Origin of the sequence: Moorena sp. SIO4G3 (assembly GCF_010692305.1) — a bacterium.
Lineage (GTDB): Bacteria > Cyanobacteriota > Cyanobacteriia > Cyanobacteriales > Coleofasciculaceae > Moorena > Moorena producens_A.
In genome coordinates this window covers 24,598-44,032 of the sequence record NZ_JAAHIG010000010.1, presented here as the reverse complement: position 1 = coordinate 44,032, position 19,435 = coordinate 24,598, and the positions used below count along the sequence as shown (strand labels likewise).

At 45.5% G+C, this 19,435-nt stretch carries 18 protein-coding genes; 7 read left to right on the top strand and 11 right to left on the bottom strand.

What is annotated here, in order from left to right; translation table 11 throughout:
• Positions 1-78 precede the first annotated feature (78 nt).
• The 3 genes from F6J99_RS03220 to hslO all read right to left on the bottom strand — a co-directional run bounded on the left by F6J99_RS03220 (position 79) and on the right by hslO (position 5,010).
• Positions 79-1,506, bottom strand: a complete 1,428-nt coding sequence (locus F6J99_RS03220; RefSeq protein ID WP_293111683.1) for an ion transporter — start codon at positions 1,504-1,506, stop codon at positions 79-81.
• A 109-nt stretch (positions 1,507-1,615) separates the two neighbouring features.
• Positions 1,616-3,901: a chromosome segregation ATPase gene (locus F6J99_RS03215; protein WP_293111682.1), complete on the bottom strand. Its 2,286-nt coding sequence runs from the start codon at positions 3,899-3,901 to the stop codon at positions 1,616-1,618.
• Between the two features lie 224 nt (positions 3,902-4,125).
• Positions 4,126-5,010: an Hsp33 family molecular chaperone HslO gene (gene hslO / locus F6J99_RS03210; protein WP_070393109.1), complete on the bottom strand. Its 885-nt coding sequence runs from the start codon at positions 5,008-5,010 to the stop codon at positions 4,126-4,128.
• A gap of 827 nt (positions 5,011-5,837) precedes the next feature.
• On the opposite strand from hslO, the gene F6J99_RS03205 reads away from it, so the two are divergent.
• On the top strand, positions 5,838-6,233 hold the full coding sequence (locus F6J99_RS03205; RefSeq protein WP_293111681.1) for a hypothetical protein: 396 nt from the start codon (positions 5,838-5,840) through the stop codon (positions 6,231-6,233).
• Here F6J99_RS03205 and F6J99_RS03200 read toward each other — a convergent pair.
• From F6J99_RS03200 to F6J99_RS03190, 3 genes are all read right to left on the bottom strand, one after another.
• Positions 6,230-6,574, bottom strand: coding sequence for a metal-sensing transcriptional repressor (locus F6J99_RS03200; RefSeq protein ID WP_293111680.1), 345 nt, complete (start codon positions 6,572-6,574; stop codon positions 6,230-6,232). The genes F6J99_RS03205 and F6J99_RS03200 overlap by 4 nt on opposite strands.
• A gap of 262 nt (positions 6,575-6,836) precedes the next feature.
• On the bottom strand, positions 6,837-6,971 hold the full coding sequence (locus F6J99_RS03195) for a hypothetical protein (RefSeq protein WP_269087024.1): 135 nt from the start codon (positions 6,969-6,971) through the stop codon (positions 6,837-6,839).
• Positions 6,972-7,058: 87 nt separating this feature from the next.
• Positions 7,059-7,283: a hypothetical protein gene (locus F6J99_RS03190; protein ID WP_293111679.1), complete on the bottom strand. Its 225-nt coding sequence runs from the start codon at positions 7,281-7,283 to the stop codon at positions 7,059-7,061.
• Positions 7,284-7,542: 259 nt separating this feature from the next.
• On the opposite strand from F6J99_RS03190, the gene F6J99_RS03185 reads away from it, so the two are divergent.
• The 6 genes from F6J99_RS03185 to F6J99_RS03160 all read left to right on the top strand — a co-directional run bounded on the left by F6J99_RS03185 (position 7,543) and on the right by F6J99_RS03160 (position 15,812).
• Positions 7,543-8,751: an HhoA/HhoB/HtrA family serine endopeptidase gene (locus F6J99_RS03185; RefSeq protein WP_293111678.1), complete on the top strand. Its 1,209-nt coding sequence runs from the start codon at positions 7,543-7,545 to the stop codon at positions 8,749-8,751.
• Positions 8,752-8,975: 224 nt separating this feature from the next.
• Positions 8,976-9,899, top strand: a complete 924-nt coding sequence (locus tag F6J99_RS03180) for a LicD family protein (protein ID WP_293111677.1) — start codon at positions 8,976-8,978, stop codon at positions 9,897-9,899.
• Between the two features lie 316 nt (positions 9,900-10,215).
• Positions 10,216-11,904, top strand: a complete 1,689-nt coding sequence (gene aepX, locus F6J99_RS03175) for a phosphoenolpyruvate mutase (RefSeq protein ID WP_293111676.1) — start codon at positions 10,216-10,218, stop codon at positions 11,902-11,904.
• Positions 11,905-13,050: a phosphonopyruvate decarboxylase gene (gene aepY / locus F6J99_RS03170; protein ID WP_293111675.1), complete on the top strand. Its 1,146-nt coding sequence runs from the start codon at positions 11,905-11,907 to the stop codon at positions 13,048-13,050.
• Between the two features lie 51 nt (positions 13,051-13,101).
• On the top strand, positions 13,102-13,914 hold the full coding sequence (locus F6J99_RS03165; protein WP_293111674.1) for an aminotransferase class V-fold PLP-dependent enzyme: 813 nt from the start codon (positions 13,102-13,104) through the stop codon (positions 13,912-13,914).
• Between the two features lie 620 nt (positions 13,915-14,534).
• Entirely contained in the window at positions 14,535-15,812 is a 1,278-nt protein-coding gene (locus tag F6J99_RS03160) for a hypothetical protein (RefSeq protein ID WP_293111673.1), read from the top strand.
• On the opposite strand, the gene F6J99_RS03155 is transcribed toward F6J99_RS03160, so the two are convergent.
• From F6J99_RS03155 to F6J99_RS03135, 5 genes are all read right to left on the bottom strand, one after another.
• Complete coding sequence (locus tag F6J99_RS03155; protein ID WP_293111672.1) at positions 15,783-16,124, bottom strand: hypothetical protein; 342 nt, start codon at positions 16,122-16,124, stop codon at positions 15,783-15,785. The genes F6J99_RS03160 and F6J99_RS03155 overlap by 30 nt on opposite strands.
• Positions 16,125-16,268: 144 nt before the next feature.
• Positions 16,269-17,543 carry a sodium:proton antiporter gene (locus F6J99_RS03150; RefSeq protein WP_293111671.1) on the bottom strand — a complete coding sequence of 425 codons (1,275 nt, stop codon included), beginning with the start codon at positions 17,541-17,543 and terminating at the stop codon, positions 16,269-16,271.
• A 169-nt stretch (positions 17,544-17,712) separates the two neighbouring features.
• Positions 17,713-18,366 (bottom strand): CPBP family glutamic-type intramembrane protease, encoded by a 654-nt coding sequence (locus F6J99_RS03145; RefSeq protein ID WP_293111670.1) that lies wholly within the window; start codon positions 18,364-18,366, stop codon positions 17,713-17,715.
• 67 nt (positions 18,367-18,433) lie between these two features.
• Complete coding sequence (locus F6J99_RS03140; RefSeq protein ID WP_293055420.1) at positions 18,434-18,598, bottom strand: hypothetical protein; 165 nt, start codon at positions 18,596-18,598, stop codon at positions 18,434-18,436.
• 56 nt (positions 18,599-18,654) lie between these two features.
• Positions 18,655-19,218: a GNAT family N-acetyltransferase gene (locus F6J99_RS03135; protein ID WP_293111669.1), complete on the bottom strand. Its 564-nt coding sequence runs from the start codon at positions 19,216-19,218 to the stop codon at positions 18,655-18,657.
• Positions 19,219-19,435: the final 217 nt, after the last annotated feature.

Below are 19,435 nucleotides of genomic sequence, written 5' to 3'. Positions count from 1 at the left end.
CTTCCGCGCTTATGCGATTAGCCCTTTGGGCTACGCTACGCGAACGCACTATAAAAGACCTGCCAAAAAGTTGAGACTTTATCGGACTGGCACCCCAATTTTCGGGAGACTACGAGCAATAATAACTAAGTGATCGCCAGATAGTAGTGTTTGATCTTTAGGGGGATTAATTAGGGTTTCCCGATTTCCATTGCTATGGCGCTCTATTGCAATCAACGTTGTATCAAACTCCTCTTTCAAGCGCCGAGCAGCTTCCCAGAACGAAATGTCAACCCACTTCTGTGGTAAAACAATTTTGTAGAATTGGTTTCCCACTTGCACAGTTAGCAACTCTGCCAACACATCTACAGCTCCTAGGTTCCGAGCTGAGGTAGCAATTAAGTGACTAGCTAATTCATCAACAACAATGACATCTTCAACGCCAGCTACTCGCAGTTGGACATTGTTTTTCCGGTCAAGGAGTTGAGCACAAGTGTAGATTTCCGGTTGGAGTTTTTCAATGGTCAAGGCCGCTAGGACTGTTCGTGCATCCCGGTCTTGATCACTTCGAGGACGGGTAGAATCAGCAAGGAGGATTGCCCGTGAGGCATGATAGATCCCCACACTTTCGAGTACATCAATAGTCGTGTAATCACCAATATAGAAATATATTTGGGAACGGTTTACTCCCTTGAGTTCCGACTCTGGTGTGTCGGTAAACTCAGCCACAACCACCATTGGATAGTGCTTTAGGTCAGAGTCTGCCTGGAGTTCCTCAATCAGTAGGTGACCACCTCGGTTCCAGCCGCAGATAACAATGTGATTGCGCAGTTCATCCAGTTCCAAGTATTTCACCTCCATCACTGTTCTAAGTCGTTGCACCATTACTGCTGAAACTACACCGGTGAAGACGGCAAACATAGTTAACCCGCCAATGACTACCATCAGGGTAATCAAACGTCCAGCATCAGTCTGGGGTTCACCACCGATGGGTTCTCCTGAGATTAGGGTAAAAAAACTCCACCATAAAGAGTCTCTTAGGGAAGCAAATGACTCATTCTGTCCTCCCTCCAGCAGATAAATCCCTAAAGCACCGACTAATGTAATTAAGCCGATAATCAGAAAAACTCCAATCTGAGCACTAATACTAGCAGCGAGTGAGGAAGAGATGCGGTTGAGGTTACGGTTTACCAAAATTCCGACTCTGAGCAGCCTTAACATCCGTAACACTCGCAATAAGCGAAATGCCCGTAACAAAGGCAGCACAGCAATAATATCCAGCCAGTAGTGACGCAAGAATCGACGTTTGTTTCTTGCCACTAGGTAGCGGATTGTTAATTCTACGATAAATATGCCCGTCAGTAGCTCTTCGCTGACATAGACCAGTCCATATATGAAACCTGTACCCTCGAGACTTGTTTCAAGAACCACTAAAACTACCGAAAGTAGAATTAGCAGAATGAGGGTGAATTCAGTTTGGGGAGCGTGAATGAACTGGTCAAGACGGGACTTGAGGGTTGATGACAAGTTAAAGTATTCTATATTAAATGGAATTTATTCCATTTAATATTAAGAATTTTTAATGTCCAATTTCCATAGGTTTTATCCTAGTCGGTTCTACTACCCTCGGAGACTCTTAAGAGTCAGTATCAATTAACTCAATCTTCCTACCAGCGGGGGGATTAAACCTAGGCGGCTCTAGCTGAGTCGGTGGTTTTACAATACCCGATGGTGAGATAACTTCCGGTGGTGGAACCACAATTGGGTAGGAGCGGGCTGGTGGTGATGGTGGTTTTACCACTGATGGTGGAGAGGGAGCTGGTTTCGGGATCACCACTTGTGGGGGAGATGCAGGCGGAACTGGTCTTGGTCGTCTTACGGGCACAGGAGGTGGGGGAGGTGGAGCTAAAATCTTGCGCCATGATTGAATTTGCCGTTGGGCTTCCTGGTAAGGGCGAGTACCAGACGGAACTATGTTTGCGATCGCAATGGATTGAGACAGGTTATAGGCAGAACGACTTCTGGCTATGGATAGGATTTTGTAACTCCAGCGATTGACTACTGTTCTCGCCTCGCTACGGGATTTGGTTGAGGTTGGCACTTGCCTAGCTACTCGAATCGCTTTTCTTAGGGCTTGTGGAGTTCCAGCCTCAGCAATTTGGTAAGCTTCCCGTAAACGCTGCTGACCCTCTAGTTCTAACTTCCAGCTTCTGACTTTGCTTTGGGCTTCATTGTACAGAGCTCGACCTGACTTAATTTGTTCAGCAGTTGCCACGGCTGCATATAGATCACCCCGGATTGCCAGAGTGCGTGCTTGGTCTAAATAAGGTTGGTCTTCTTGCTGCTGGATACTTCTAGACCACTGATTAATTTTACTTTGAGCTTCCTGGTAAAGACTACGACCTCGGGAAATTTTACGGGCTTCTTGAACAGCAGCTTGCAAAGAATCAATGCTGCCATAACTAGCCAGTTGTGCTGCCCGGTCCAGGAATGGTCTGTCTTCGATCAGCTGAATTTGACGAGTCCAATCTCGAATTTCGTCCCGTGCTTCCTGATAGCGGGGATTACCACGAGGGATCTGTTCCACTTCAGCCACTGCCAGTCTTAAGTCATTGGCTAAACCCGAGGTAGCATAGGTTCGGGCTCGCTCTAGTCGCGCCACATCTTCTACTTCTCGTTGCCAACGGCTAATTAATTGCTGCCCTTTCTTATATAGGGGACGTTCTGAGTCGAGCTTTTGGGCAGATGCGATCGCTTCTTCTAAATCCCAGGTTGTACCGGACTCAGCACGAGATAGGGCATGAGCTAGGTCAATTAAATCAGATTTGAGTTCAGGTACTTTAATCGTTTCGGGAAGTTTATAGGCAATGTCAAGAACTTCAGACCACTTCCCTTGCTCTAGCTTATTCTGAGCTATCTCCACCAGCTTGTTACCAGAGTCTTTTATTAAATCCTGAGCTTCTTTGTAAGCATAACTTTGCTCTGTGATTTCCTTAGCTTTGTCAATAGCTTTCAGGATCTTTTCTATATTGCCACTTCTACTCAGCTCAAAAGCTTTATCCAGCTTAGCCGAGTCTTCCCGTCCCATCTTAATCTTATCCGTTAGCTGGTTATACTTAGCCGTAGCCCAGTAGTCATTGTCCACATAGGTCAATCGTACTGCTTCGCGAAATGCTAAGTTCCAGTTTGATAACCTCAACTGTTTTTCTGCTTGCTCATAAACTCCCTCTGCCCTTGACCAGATTTTCTGCCAACGTTTTACCCGCTTTTCTACTATCGCGCCAGCTACAGATTTTGAAGGAATACGTTTAGCAATCTTAAGAGCTTCATTGAGCTGACCAGCTTGAAATTTAGCTTCCCCAATCTCGAGGATTACTTGTGACCACTCTTCGATATGTTGGTTAACTTGTGGCCGTAATGGGTGATCTTCGGGCAGGGCATCCACTAATGCGATCGCTTTTAGCAACTGCGGCACAGTTTCCTGATTTGCTGCCACCTGAGCGCAAGATAGGCGCATCGATGCTGAAGCCGTTGGCCAAAACACAGCACGGCAGTTTGGTACAGCTGGCAACCTTAACAACATCATTGCTGAAGCAAATCCAGCACTACCGAAAAGCAACACAACTAAGGCTGACCAAAACTGCCAACTGCGAGGCAATAGGTTTTTTACTCCAGTCGTTTTTCCTGAGGGAGCTTGTCTCGGGGTAGTTCGTGCTGTATTTAATCCAGAGTTAGCTACTGGTTGACCAACAAATTTTTCAGATTGCTGGGGGGGCTGTGTCGATGGGTTTCCTAGGTTAGGATAGTTTACGCTCGGTTGAGTGACCGGTTCGCTATGGTTAGGTTGCCATCCATTAAACTTACCTGAACTTGAACCATTTGACGTTGGCCAACGGTCTGGAAATTCTCTATTTCTGGTCATAATTCACTTCCACACTCCCTACACCGGAAGACAGCAGGTTGTTTACAGCAACCTCAGTTGTTGAGATTTTACCCACCTTACACATATAGAGTCTACACCCTATCTTATAGTAGTGTTCTTAGAATTCTGCTTGAGTTTTTATACTGATCCATATTTCTTGCAATCCTTTACAAGTCAGGATTCTAATCTTCCAGTTACAGTAGGAAGTCCAGTAGCTACTCAATTTACAATTCTTTTATCAATTGAGAAAGTTGATCCGGATTGGCATGATAGACCTCTGAGCAAAAATGACAAGTTGCCTCAGCGCCACCGTCTTTTTCAATCATATCCTGAAGTTCCTCTTTTCCGAGCATTTTCAGAGCCCCCAACATCCGGTCAAAGGAGCAACCACAGTTAAAATGCAGCATCTGGGTTTCTGGAAAAATCTCTAGCTCCATATCCCCCAACAACTGTTCAAAAATCTCTGGTAAGGTCTGGTTAGCTTGGAGTAGCGGTGTAAAACCTGATAGTTTGGTAATGCGAGATTCCAAAGTTTGAACTAATGCCTCATCCGTTGCTGCCTTAGGCATAACTTGGATTAAAATACCCCCAGCCGCAGTGACCCCTTGAGCACCTACAAACACACCAACCACCAGCGCTGACGGGGTTTGTTCCGAATTTAGCAGATAGTTAGCGATGTCATCACCTATTTCACCAGAAACCAACTCTACTGTACTTGAATAGGGATAGCCATAACCCACATCCCTAACTACATATAGGAAACCATCCCTACCAACAGCACCACCCACATCTAATTTGCCCTGCTTATTTGGTGGCAGTTCCACCTCTGGGTTGTCTACATAACCTCGAACTTTACCATCTAATCCTGCATCCACCATAATTCCACCCAGTGGACCATTGCCGTTAATCCGAATATTGACCCTCGACTCGGCTCGTTTCATACTAGAAGCCAGCAGAAGACCTGAAGACATGGTACGACCTAGTGCAGCCGTTGCCACATAGGATAGTTGGTGACGTTGTCTAGCTTCTTCCGTCAGGCGTGTAGTAATCACACCCACTGCGCGAATACCCCCTGAAGCTGCTGTGGCGCGAATTAACTGGTCAGCCATAGAAAACTCTTACACTTCTTAATATAATTAATGTTTATTTTACAAATTATCGAGAAAGTATCGAGCCCCTTGCTTGCCCTATCCCTTTAGCTAAGGCATTAAAACAACAGACGGGATTTATCCCATCGGTTCATTCAAAAGAATAAAACTGCACAAACACTTATCTAAACACCCAAACTACCTAAATACCTTTAAAAAGGTAACTTGCCACTGGTAGCATACCCCAAGCAATCACTGAGCTTAAAATCTTTTGGAATTAGCGTCCTGGTAGGGAAACAAGTTACTGTAGCAACAAGGGTTTGATCAGTTCTGGTTAATTTGAACTGTTGTTGATCGGCTCAGTCACACTAATCACCAAAAATAGGGGGCTCGGGGGATAATCCCCCGTAGCCAACCGTTCGCGCAGCGTGACCGAATGGTCAAGGGTTCAATACCCTTGAGGTTGGCGTCGAAATCTTTCGGAATAGCCAGTATTTTCTGGTAGAATATATATAACTGAAATGAGCTAAGGCACTCTTAACTTCGGAGAAACGGCTAAGCCAGTAGGTTAGTATCGGCGAGTGATGCGTAAAACGAAGTATTGGGGCTGTCCGAGAATTGACTCGGTTGTAGAAGCTACAGATGCGAGGAATCCCTCGCATCTGTAGAGTAAGCCAGGCTGGAGGTTCGGCGCTTAACCCTTAAATTCAATCAATAACGAGTTTAGGCGCGTTAAGTCTGCTAGGGCTACTGAAACCAACACGCTCTGGGATCCGGGAAAGCCCCCGGCTTCCAACCGTGGGGAAGCTTACAAATATTTCCTACGAATAAGGACGATAAATACCAAAATGCTAGGAATCTTTCAAAAAAGTCATCTGAGGATTGAAGTCGAAGCACCACAAACTGTTATCCGGGAGAGTCTGCTCTATACCGCGCAACTGAACCAGTGGTTGTGGCCAGAGAATTTATCTTCCAAGTTACCCGAACAGCTCGATTTAGGATTGACCTTTACTTCTTCCATCGGGCCAGTAGCAGTACAACACAAGGTTGAGCTTGTTCAGCCGAACTGTTTAAGACTGCTCTTGAGTCAGGGAATTGATGGTTATCATGAATGGTATTGGGGAGATGCTTGGGTACAATCTCGCCTAGAAGGGGTGTCTTTGTTACCGTTGAATTGGGGTCAAACCTTAAGTTTGATGAGGCTACGTCAGTTTCTAGAGCAGCATAGAGCCTCTGATGATTAACGTAAAAATTGATCTAAAGCCGCTTTCAACTCCTCAATTTCTACCTCAATGTTGCCCTGCTCAGCGGCTCGACCGATACACTCGCTTAAATGTTCATCCAGGATAATTCGTGCCACTTTATCCAAAGCCCCTCGAACTGCAGCAATCTGTACCAAAACATCAGGACAGGGGCGACTTTCTTGCACCATAGTTTTAATCCCTCGAATATGCCCCTCGATTCGAGACAGGCGATTGATAATTCGCCTCAGAGATTCTTCATCATGAACGTGACCATGAGTATGTTCACTATGGTTGTGATTCAGCTCTTGGGTCAGGGCATAATCCCTATCTTTCGAGATCATAGCGGTTTTATTATTGAACTCTCCCCGCTTTGAAAAGACGGGGATTCTGAGCGGATGTCGTTGCGCGGGTTAAAACCGCGCTCCACGAGGCTCACGGTCTGATCTAGAAGTGAATCTAGTATACCGTTGCGGCAGATTCAAAACTGCCCTACCTCCCTGGCCTATGGCCACGCTACGCGAACGCATTAACAGAGAAGTTAACCTGTGGATTTACTTTTAATTTAATTGCACAATAGCTTTCGGAGTGGTTGTACCAAACAAATCAGGGCAATAAATCACTACTTTTTGCTGCATTGTTTGCCTGTTCCATGGTCGTAGGATATACCCCGTCTCCTTCTGGCCGGAATCTCACCGAAAAGCGCAAAATATAAACGCGACCAACCTTGTTCTTACTCACGATTCTATTTTAACACGATAGCCGTATGGGAATCCCGGCGCGCTGGCCTATGGCCACGCGGGGCGCGTTCGCTGTCCACCCAATAAATTAGGTGGCTAACTCTCGCTTGTGATTTTTCTGTTTGAGTAGTCCAAGGTTAACGAACTTTGTCGGTCTATCATTATCGATAATTCTTAGGTTAACTTGTTCGAGGCTCTTGGGCTGATCATCCCTTGAGGTCACCTCTCTGACTCTCGGTGCGCGCCTCCAAGGGCGAGTAAACCCCCCTTTGGTCGCACCATCTGGAACTAGCCCAGGTAGTATTAACGTCATAGGAATAACTCTTAAAAGAGCGATTAGATGCTTGTAGCAACTAATCCACAATCCTAAAATCTGCCTCGAAACCCACTCCTGGCTCTGGGTGGGAGGAATCTCAGGGAGGGTAAACTTGAGTTAGGGGTTAACAGTAAGGGTCAGCAACCACTGACTAGTAACCACTAGCCCAAGCCAAGTAAATCCCATAGGTTTTAGGTCGTGGGATTTGCTTAGCAATACTATTCCCCAAAATTAACCAGAAGAATACGATAATACTATGTCATCAACTAAATTTTCGATTTGGCTTCGCTCAATTAGTAACTATCTCTTGGCTATCTTACTTGGAGTCTTATTGACAGTTGGCGTTTATCGTGTATCTCCCTCCAAGGCTGCTCCTGTACCCAGCACAGACTCAGTAACTCCCCCACTGATCGCCCAACAACTGCTGATTCCACAGCCAGCTACTAATAGCAGTTTTGTAACAGCAGCGGTGAATCGGGTGGGATCAGCAGTGGTGCGTATTGACACCGAGCGCACAGTTTCCAGGCGCGTCGATCCCTTTTTTGATGACCCCTTCTTCCGGCGCTTTTTCGGTGATGACTTTTCAGCCCAAATTCCCCAAGAAAGACGTTTACAAGGTCAAGGCTCTGGGTTTATTATTGATAACAGTGGCATTCTACTGACCAATGCCCATGTTGTGGAAGATGCAGATAAAGTAACCGTTACCCTCAAGGATGGGCGCAAGTTTAATGGTCAAGTCAAGGGTGTGGATGAATTCACCGACTTAGCTGTTGTCAAAATAAACGGTACTTCCTTACCCATAGCCTCTCTAGGGGATTCCAGTCAAGTTCAGGTTGGAGATTGGGCTATTGCTGTTGGTAACCCCCTAGGGCTAGATAATACAGTGACTTTGGGAATTGTCAGCACCATAGGACGTTCCAGTGCTCAGGCAGGTATTCCTGACAAGCGACTAGACTTTATTCAAACCGATGCAGCTATTAATCCTGGAAACTCTGGTGGTCCGTTGTTGAATGCTACAGGGGAAGTAATTGGCATCAACACTGCTATTCGGGCTAATGCCATGGGAATTGGTTTTGCTATTCCCATCAACAAAGTCAAAGAGATTTCCAACAAACTAGCCCAAGGACAAAAAGTTGTCCATCCATATATCGGCGTTCGGATGACAACCCTAACCCCGGAACTAGCACAAGAAAACAACAATGACCCCAATTCTGTTTTCCTATTACCAGAAGTCAATGGTGTCTTGGTAGTTCAAGTAATGCCGGATACACCAGCCGCTGAGGCTGGTATGCGTCGTGGGGACATAATTGTTCAAATTGATGGAAGACCTGTTACTAATGCTACACAACTACAGCGCCTTGTGGAAAATAGTGGAGTAAATAAGGTACTAGAAATAAAAGTAAGGCGCGGTAAGCAGACTACTAGCGTGTTTGTGCGCACCGATGCACTAAAAAATCCTACTTAGTGATTACCGGGCGTAATCTAGAAGTGCTCAAACCCGAGGGAAGGTCTGCAAATCTTTAAGGGTTGGCCTTCCTCCGGAATCAAACCTAGGTGCAGAAGCGATTATAGGACAGGACTAAGATAAAAGATACACTAATAAATCCACGCGATGATCTAGCGCAGGCAATCGCCAACACCCAAAAAAACATTGAGCTGCAACCAGATAATCCTCAACTTTATCTAGAATTGGCAGAGCTCTACTGCCCACAAGGTGAGTGGGTCGAATCAATTGCCTGTTACCTGAAAGCGATTAAACTTAAACCGGACTGTGAGGACTTTCACGAGCAGCTGTGGTACCTATTGTTGTCTGCTCAGATCTCATTACAGCGATTAGAAGAAATTGATCGCTGTGCCCGTCAAGTGATAGAAGCAGCCACCATTTATAAGCAAGCCGTTGCGCTAGAGTCAGATGTGTTATCAGCGCAACCCCACGAGGCGCTGACAAAACAAGAAGGACTTGCTGAAGCGATCGCCCATTACAACTATGCCATCGAGAAGGGCATTGAATCAAAAAAAACAGGGACAATCGCCGACATGGTCGTTGCTTTGGCTGAGAAATTAAAACCAATACATTGGCAATTGCGCCAAGACTTCCAGTTTCTTGATGCCCTACTTAGACAGCATGATATCCCTTACTGGGCTATTTCAGGAACATTAATCGGTGCTCTGCGACACGAAGGAGTCATTCCCTGGGATGATGACATTGATATTGAGATGACAGAGGCAGATTTCCAGAAATTATTTAGTTTAGAAACTCTCCTCAATGATCATGGTTTCTACTTTAGAAAGATCGACAAAAATCTTTACAAAATAACTGACGGGATTGACATTTATATCTATGACCAAAGGAGATTGCCCTCTGAAGGGGGAAATCCTCAGTATCCAGATCTCGATGAAATCTTTCCTTTGCGAGAGTTTCAATTCTACGATTTTAAGATTTATGGACCCAACCAGGCCGAGACGTATCTCAAAAGAGGATACGGGGAAGACGTTTTAAAGGTTTGCAGGATTTGGAATCATAGTTTGAATGTCGCCCTAGGACCTGATCACGATCCGAAGCGATATTCATTGAGCACAAAAAAGGTTAAAATTATTTTAAATTTAGCTTAAAGGCTAGTTAAACGTGGTCAGATAAGGCTATTGAGCCTTTGCACTGGTTTCCCTAACTCCCCTGATTTCTTGCCCACCATGGAAGGGCTCGGAGCTAGGCAAGCTTGTCATGTTTATAAACACTGCTAGTCAAACGGCTAGTCAAGTAGTCTTGAAAGGCTATGAGCCGACAGTAGCATCAGGGTAGGAAGAGCTAATCCTGAGTTAACTGTGTTTTGAGTGGCTCATGATCGATTCAGATCCTTAACAAAGATGAAAATATTGCCTATCTCCTAGACCACTTTGGTTCAACATTGTTGCAATTTTAGGATGCCAAATGAAAACAACAGCACAATTGACAAAAACGACAGAACCTAGAAAAGCAACGCAACTTAGAAAAACAACACAACCTAGAAAAACGACACAACTTAGAACACTGCTGAACTCTAAACAGTTAGAGTTTCTGATAGAGGCCCATGATGGAATCAGCGCTAAGATTGCTGAAGAGGCAGGCTTTCAGGGCATTTGGGGCAGTGGTCTCAGCATTTCTGCCCAGTTGGGTGTGCGTGATAACAACGAAGCAAGTTGGACTCAAGTCTTGGAAGTAGTTGAGTTCATGTCCGATGCCACTTCTGTCCCAATTCTGCTGGATGGGGATACGGGCTACGGAAATTTTAACAATGTCCAACGCTTGGTCAAAAAATTAGAGCAGCGTGGTGTGGCTGGTGTTTGTATTGAGGACAAACTCTTCCCCAAAACCAATAGCTTTATTAAGGGGACAGCTCAGCCCCTGGCTGACATGGACGAGTTCTGCGGCAAAATCAAGGCCGCTAAAGATGCCCAAAGTGATGATGATTTTGTTCTGATTGCCCGGGTAGAAGCGTTTATTGCCGGTTGGGGGCTTTCAGAAGCATTAAGGCGAGCCCAAGCCTATTACGATGCCGGAGCGGATGGCATTTTGATCCACAGTGCCTTGCGTGTGCCTGATGAAGTGTTGGCCTTCAAACGAGAGTGGGGCGATCGCGCACCGGTGGTAATTGTACCGACCAAGTACTACGCAACACCGACTGAAGTCTTTAGGGATGCTGGCTTCTCCATCGCCATTTGGGCCAATCAACTACTCCGCGCTTCAGTAACGATGACCCAAAAGGTGGCTCAGCAGTTAATGGTAGAGCAGAACCTGCTGAATGTTGAAGACAAGATCGTTCCTGTAGCTGAGATCTTTCGGCTGCAAGGTGTCGCCGAACATGCAGAAGCGGAGCAGCGCTATTTACCCCAGAACGGGGGTGGGATTCGCACAGTTCTGCTAGCAGCTTCCCGTGGGATTGAATTGGGTCAATTCACTAAAGATAAACCCAAGTGCATGGTAAATCTGCAAGGTCAACCCCTGCTATCAAGGATTGTCCATGAGTATCACAGTGTTGGGATTCAAGACATCACTGTCGTGCGTGGCTACAAAAAGGAAGTTGTCAACTTACCTGGCCTCGATTTTGTAGATAACGACGAATATGACACCACAGGTGAACTCGTTTCCCTGAGTCGAGGCTTGCAGGAATTGCCCCAGGATGGACAGGATTGGATCATCGGCTACGGTGATGTTCTGTTCAAGAAGTACATTCTGCAAATGCTGTCAGGGGTTGATCATGACTTTGTGGTCATTATAGATTCGAGTCAGCACCGCCAAACCCAGCAAATCCGACCCGATTACGTTGCTTGTTCTCTACCTGACTCGACCCAAGCATTTTATCAACATGTTGATCTACAGCAAATCAGCCATGAACTGCCCGAGGGCGAAATCTGCGGCAGATGGACCGGATTGCTGAAAGTGTCCCAGCAGGGGCAGCAGAAATTACGGGATACCCTTAATACTCTGCTCCAGTCAGAGCAGGTGCGGCAACAGGGGCGAATGCCGACTCTGATTAATGAGTTGATCACCCATGGCTATCGGGTACATGTGCTTTATATCAAAGGGCATTGGCTCGATGTCGATCAAGTCGAAGATCTGTTCAAGGCTGGAAGTTTCTAGATGATCAAATCCGAATACTTTATCCAAGCGGCTCAGGAAAAAGGGTTTGGGTTGTACACGGGGGTGCCCTGCTCCTACCTCAAATCTTTTATTAACACCGTCATTGACTCTGATCATCTCCGCTATGTGGGGGCTGCGAATGAAGGGGATGCTGTGGCGATCGCCTGCGGTGCCGAATTGGCTGGAGTGCCCAGTGTGGTCATGTTTCAGAATTCGGGGTTTGGGAATGCCGTCAATCCCCTCACCTCCCTGACTCACACCTTTAAGATTCCCATCTTGGTGATTGTGACCTGGCGAGGACAACCCAGTGGGGCACCGGACGAACCCCAGCACCAGCTGATGGGAGCCATTACTCCCCAATTGCTAGACCTGATCCAGGTGCCATGGGAACCTTTTCCCACGGAAATAGACCAGGTTGAGCCGACTCTAGACCGGGCGATTGCCCATATGCGGCAGCATCAGACGCCCTATGCCCTGGTGATGCAAAAGGGTTCGGTGGAATCTTGCCCCTTAAGCTCTCAATTAACCGTCAAGCCCCTGTCGATCACCCCGGCTGATGCTCTCCCCGTTCAAAAGGACCCCTGCTTCACCCGTCGTGACATGCTGCAAGCCATCCAAGCTGCAACTGGGCCTCAGGACATTCTGTTGGCCACCACGGGCTACACCGGTCGGGAATTGTATGCCATTCAGGACCAAGCCAATCAACTTTACATGGTTGGTTCCATGGGATGTATCTCCAGTCTCGGCCTGGGCATAGCCCTGGCTCAGCCCCACCGTCGAGTGATTGTGGTCGATGGGGATGGTGCCGCTTTGATGCGCCTAGGAGCGTTAGCCACCGTTGGCTATGAACGTCCGCCCAACTTGCGGCATATTCTCCTAGACAATCAGCGCCATGAATCGACAGGGGGACAGTCTACCGTGTCGGCCTCCATTGATTTTGGTGCGATCGCAAAAGCCTGTGGTTACGAACAAGTTGCTTTTGCCACAACCCCTGAAGACGTAAAAGCTTTGACCCAAGACCGATCCGAGCAATTAATGTTCATTCACGCCAAGATTAAGCCTGGTATTCCTGACAAATTACCTCGGCCCCACATTACCCCCCTAGAGGTTGCTAAACGTCTACGGCAGTTTATAGAAGCCCGATAATCACACCTTGATTCGATCTGAATCTAGCCCAACTCTAAGCTTTACATCAACATGAACCGGACGATCTTACTCAACCCTGGCCCTGTTACCCTCAGCGATCGCGTGCGCCGTGCCTTACTCCAGCCAGACCTGTGCCATCGTGAACCTGAGTTTGCTGAGCTCGCCCTAGATATCAAAGCCCGCCTAGCCAAGGTGTATCCCTCAGCAGCTGAGGACTATGACGCTATTTTACTTACCGGTTCCGGCACTTGTGCCGTAGAGGCAATGCTATCAACCCTTGTGCCTCAGGATGGCAAGGCTTTAGTGGTAACAAATGGGGTCTACGGTGAGCGCATGGCAGCAATGATCAAGGCTCATGGTAAGTCCCTGGAGGTGGTCACTGCCCCCTGGCACGAGCCCATGAACCTGAAGGAGGTTGAAACGTGCCTGAGCCAGGATTCAGCCATTACCCATGTGATTGCCGTTCATCACGAAACCACCACTGGACGACTCAATGATGTCGCCCAGTTGGGTCAACTGTGTCAGGGCTACAATGTCGCACTGCTGCTCGATAGTGTCTCTAGCTTTGGTGCCGAGGCCATTGAGTTTGCCCCTTGGAATTTAGAAGCCTGTGCGGCAACGGCGAATAAATGTCTGCATGGTGTGCCTGGTCTATCGTTTGTGTTGGTAAAGCGATCCATTTTTGAGGCTCGCCCCTCTGCCGCTGGCAGCGTTTACTTAGATCTCTATCCCTATCATCAAGAGCAGGCAAAGGGCTATTCTCCCTTTACCCAAGCTGTACAGGTAGCCTATGGGCTCCAGGAGGCTCTCAAGGAAATGGAGGACATGGGTGGGCATGACGTACATTGGGTACAGCTTTTTTGATCTTTAGTGTTTCGGGTCTTACCTCTACTAGAGTATTTGTTAGAGTTAATAATGTAGTAGTAGGGGAAATTACTCCTAACCAAAGTAACCTTACTTGGTTNGTGGAGCCTTTATAGTTAGCAGGTTATGCAGAAAAGGGTTAAATATTTGTTAATAAGGCTCCACTATCTTACGGTAACTTCAAACCATGAGCAACTGCCGTGGTTTCCCCCATGAGCGACTGCATCAAGACGGTAATAGGTAATAGGTCTTCAGGGGAGCTAGTCCTGGATGAATATTTGTACATTATCTATAGCCCCCTCATGGGTTTAAGCTTGCTCTACTAAAAAATAGTACTAATGTTTCAGCAAATTTGACCTGCTCCCGAGCAGGGAAAAGGGAAGAGCGAAGAGGTAAGAGGTAAAAAATATTGTATACCTCATAACAATAATAAACGCTATATAAGAATATCTAAAAATAGATAAAGTCTCTACTCTGTTTATTGATCAGGGATTGCATAGATTCGCTGAACGCTGATAGGTGACCGCTGAAATAATAGCTAATAGCTAAAGATTCGTTGGTTTGAAAGCCAAGACAACACCCTGAAATTACTAGTTAGTTGTAAACAGAAAGATAGCTATATGACAAATCTAATCATACGTTCCATATACGACATCCAAGGTGAAGGTCATATATCACCATTTGTTGGTCAGTCTGTCGCCACTACAGGTATTGTGACTGGGGTAGCGAGCAACGGCTTTTACCTACAAGACCCTTATGGAGATAATAATGATGCCACCTCAGACGGAATTTTTGTCTTTACCGATTCTACTCCTACAGTCAGAATCGGTGACGAAGTGCAAGTGAGTGGTGATGTCGAAGAATTTCGGCCTAGTAACCGTTCCAATGACTTAACCCTGACTCAAATTACTAACCTAACTAATATTAGGGTCTTATCATCGAACAACCCTTTACCTACTGCAGTGGTTATCGGTGAAGACCGTACACTACCTACAGAAATTATTGATGATGATGATTTAACTGACTTCTACGAAAGCCTAGAAGGGATGCGGGTGCAAATCAATAATGCTGTAGCGGTTTCTGCTACCAATAGCTTTGGTGAAATTTGGGCGGTTCCAGGTGATGGCATTGCTATTAGTGACGGTGACTTCAATCCAGAGCGAATTCAGATTGATGACACTCTATTGAATGGCACCTCTCCTATGGTTAATGTGGGTGACGAGCTCGGTACTGTAACAGGGGTACTTAGCTACAGTTTCGGTAACTTTGAACTCCAGTCTACTGAACCAATTAGTGCTACATCCGGTAACCTAACGCCAGAAATAACGAATACAGAAACGTTACCAATTGTCGATGTAAAGATAAAGAGTGAGTTTGCTGAGGAAGCTAGCGACAATGACCTAATTTTGGCTCCCTTGACCTTACCTGAGCCAACTATTATCAATGGCACCGCAGGTAGTGAGAAGCTGACTGGTACTGATAACAATGACATTATCACTGGTTTCCAAGGTCGAGATCTGCTCACTGGTGGTGGTGGTAATGATCAGTTTGTTTACACCTCAGAGCGAGATGCTGGCGATCAGATCACCGACTTTGAAGTGGGAAGTGATAAAATTGTTCTTACTGAGTTATTTAATAATAACGGAATTACAGTTGCTAATTATGCGGATGCGATTAATCAGGGCTTTCTGAGTTTTGCTTCAGAGGACAATTATGCTGTTATTTTGTTTGACAAAGATGGCTCTGATGACAGCAATTATCAAGGGGTTTTCAGGGAATTAGAACAGGAATTTCCGTTTCCTTCTTTAAATACTAACTCAGATGGAAGTCAGATATTTCTGGTTCTAGAAAATGTTGATGTTGTTGAGCTACATGATGCTAGTAATTTTGTGATATGAAAGGTTGTTCGCGTAGCGTGGCCAATAGGCCAAGCTTAGGAGGTTAAAGGTTGAAGGTTGGGAGGTTAAAGGTTGAAGGTTGGGAGGTTGAAGGTTGAAGGTTGGGAGGTTGAAGGTTGAAGGTTGGGAGGTTGAAGGTTGAAGGTTGGGAGGTTGAAGGTTGAAGGTTGGGAGGTTAAAGGTTGGGAGGTTGAAGGTTGAAGGTTGGGAGGTTAAAGGTTGGGAGGTTGGGAGGTTGAATAATGTTGAATAATGTTTATACTGTTCCCAATAATTTTTAACGTTATTTAGCTGATTTTCGGTGCTTCTCAAGGGCTACAATAAATCCCGCTCCTGTTAGATTTGGTAGTCTACTAATAAGACCTTTTGCAAAGTTCCAAAACTATTGCTAGCTTGCCTACTCCCGACTCCCTAATCCCGACTCCCGACTCCCGACTCCCGACTCCCTACTCCCTATCATTTACGCCAAGATAAACGAACAGGCATTTCCGACCGTGGCATCAATTCTGGGATCTGATGGGTAGCTTTAAATCTTGCCATACGCTTACCGTACCAGTTAGCTCCTGGAAAAGCCGTTAAACCATGAGCAAACACACTGATCAAAACAGTCACTACCATAGTGCTAAACATCACTTCACTACCCTGAATTCCATCCCCCTCTAAAATTAGTAAACCATATAATATTGAAGCCACTCCCCTCGGTCCAAACCAGCCCAGAAATAAGATAGTATACCAACGCAACTTCATGCCAATCACACTAATAGCAACCCCTGCCATCCGAGCAATGGTCAGAGTAGCAATGGCGTACAATACAATCTGCCAACTCACCTCATCCAGAGCAGGAAACACCATCATTGAGCCATAAATCATAAAAATCAGCAGCACCAGCAACTGTCCCTCTGCTTCTCCAAACTCATACAAACAATCACAAATTGATGGAGCCGTATTCCCTAGGGTTAAGCCAGCACAAAACGCCGCAATAAAACCATTTCCCCCCACTAATTCTGCGATCGCATAAGCGCATAAGGACAGTCCTAATACCGATAAATCTTCAAAACTATGAGTAATCCACTTGCGGCGAACACTCTGTGACACCAACCAACCGCCAATATAGCCAACTGCTACCCCAAGGATTGGCCCTAGAATCACTTGCATCGCAGCAAAGCGAAACCAAAAGCTTGCTGTTCCCGTTCCTTCCATTGTTCCAGCTAAGGAGAGGAAAATTAATAGAATCGGTAAGCAAATACCATCATTCAAACCACTTTCAACATTGAGGGATTGACGAATACAAATCGGAACACGAGGGCTGCTGACCACCGCTTGTCCTAAAGCCGCATCAGTGGGAGCCAGAATTGTTGCCAAGGCTGCTGCTTCCCAGAATTCTAACCTACCTCCAAGCAACAGTACTGCCACAATTGTTCCTAGGATAATTGTCAGCGGTAGACCAATACCTAACAAACGTACCGGTAAATTGTAGTCTCGACGCAACAGTTTAAGATTAATCCGAGAAGCATCAGTGAATAAAACCAGAATTAAGGTAAATTCAGCAATTATCCGAACAAATTCATGCTCTACCTCCAGATTCAATAAACCCAATAATGGCGGACTCAATAAAAGTCCAAAGATAACAAAAGCCATCGGTGGCGTAATTATACTTTTCTCAATGCGCCCAGAAATTAAACCAAAACCGAGGATAAATAGGGCAATAATCGCAAATAGTTCAGTGTTCATGGAATTTCTCTAAGTCCTGAGTGCGTCAGTGCTATAGCAAAGGGAACAGGGAGCAGGGAGTAGGGAGTAGGGAGCAGGGAGTAGGGAAAAAAACCTGTGTACCTCATAGTTATGAAAAACGCTGATAGCTGATAGCTGATAGCTGATAGCTGATAGCTGATAGCTTAAGTTACAAAAGTCTCTTCTTTCCACCCAAGCAAATCAGCCATATCACAACAAACAACCAGTGAATGACTACAGCTGTCCAGATGGAGCCACTTTGAAGATAAGCAATAGTACAACTAATTCCTAAAAGTGTGGCTAGAAATATAAAAATAGGTTTAAAAAATGTTTCCCGTGCCGCCGGATAGAAGGTGATAGCATTCAGCGGATGATAGATAACAAAAATGACTACACTGACTGTAGACCAAGCGAATATTGAAATTAATGAAGGGTTTTCTGAGGGATGAGGTAATAATAAAACCCGGAAAAATATTTCCTCAGCTATTGCTGGCGTAAACAGAGCAGTTATCATAATCTTTAGCACTATAGGCCAAGAGGTTTTGACATTAACCGCACTTAAATCAGTTTCCCTCAATAAAGGGGATAATGGGGTATCATGATCAGTTGTTTTTGAGAAGGGGTATAATGGGGATTGATCAATAGTAAGTAAGTTTTGATCTAGTTGCAGAAAGCCATTACGTAAACCAATCGGTAAAGCAATTAAACCATATATCATAATTAAGATAACTACAATTACCCAAGCTTGACCATCAGGAAACGTTAATATCCCAGCCATCAAGCGCTCGGTAACTCTTTCAGCAAATTTTGCCGATATCTCCATAGTGACATCTCCATACTGACATCTCTATAACGTAAGCATTCAGCCGTCAGCCATCAGTAGTCAGTAGTCAGTGTTTAGTAGTCAGTTGTGAGCGGTCAAGCCTTGGCCTTTGGCACCTCAAGTACCATGCACGTAGCCCATTAGCTGATAGCTGATAGCTGTTCGCGTTCGCGAAGCGTGGCCATTCGCGTAGCGTGGCCAACGGCCAAGGCCAAGCGTGCGCGTAGCGCATAAGCTGATAGCTTACTCTATAACTATTAACATAAGCATGTTAATACTTCTAAAGATTTACCAAACCATGACGCGATCGCGTAGCGTAGCCCTTCGGGCTAATCGCATAAATTTAATCACTCCAGGTTCAGACCCTCCAGCAATCTTAATAAATCCATTTTTTTCCAAAACTCGGATAGATGAAATCAATTCCGGTAACGTCTCTGCTATCACTACCTCAATTGTCACATGGGAAAATGCCCAACTAATCAGTGCATTAACTGCTTCCGTAGCGTATCCAAACCTTTGAAACTCTGGTAGCACAGAATAGCCAATTTCTACCATACCATCCGGGGTAGCTTGTCCCTTAAAACCACCAATACCGATTAATTTTCGTTCATTTTTGCTCTTGTCTAGAAGAACAAAATACCAGCACCACCAACCAATCTGATCCGAGCCCTCCCTTAACCGTTGTGCAGTCAATTCCATAGTGCCAGCATGATGGCCTTCTGGGGGCCAAGTTTTTGGAATGTGAGCATCAATTAAAGCAGTAAACCGTGAGGGAGTCATTTCTGATTGCACCAGTTCTGGTGTACCGGCAATAAGTTCCAATCGATCGGTGGTGATGCTGATGTAAGTCAAGGTTGAAAATTCCCCATATCCAATGTTTAAAAAAGTTTAATTTAATGGTTAAATCAACCAACGTTTAAATTTTGGTTTTATTAACATCATTTTTTTATTTTTAACCAGAATTCATACTTAAGCTATCAGCTATCAGCTATCAGCTATCAGCTTATGGGCTATGGGTAAGCTACGATAACAGCTTTTCAATCAAACAGGTAACCTTCATTTAATCTGA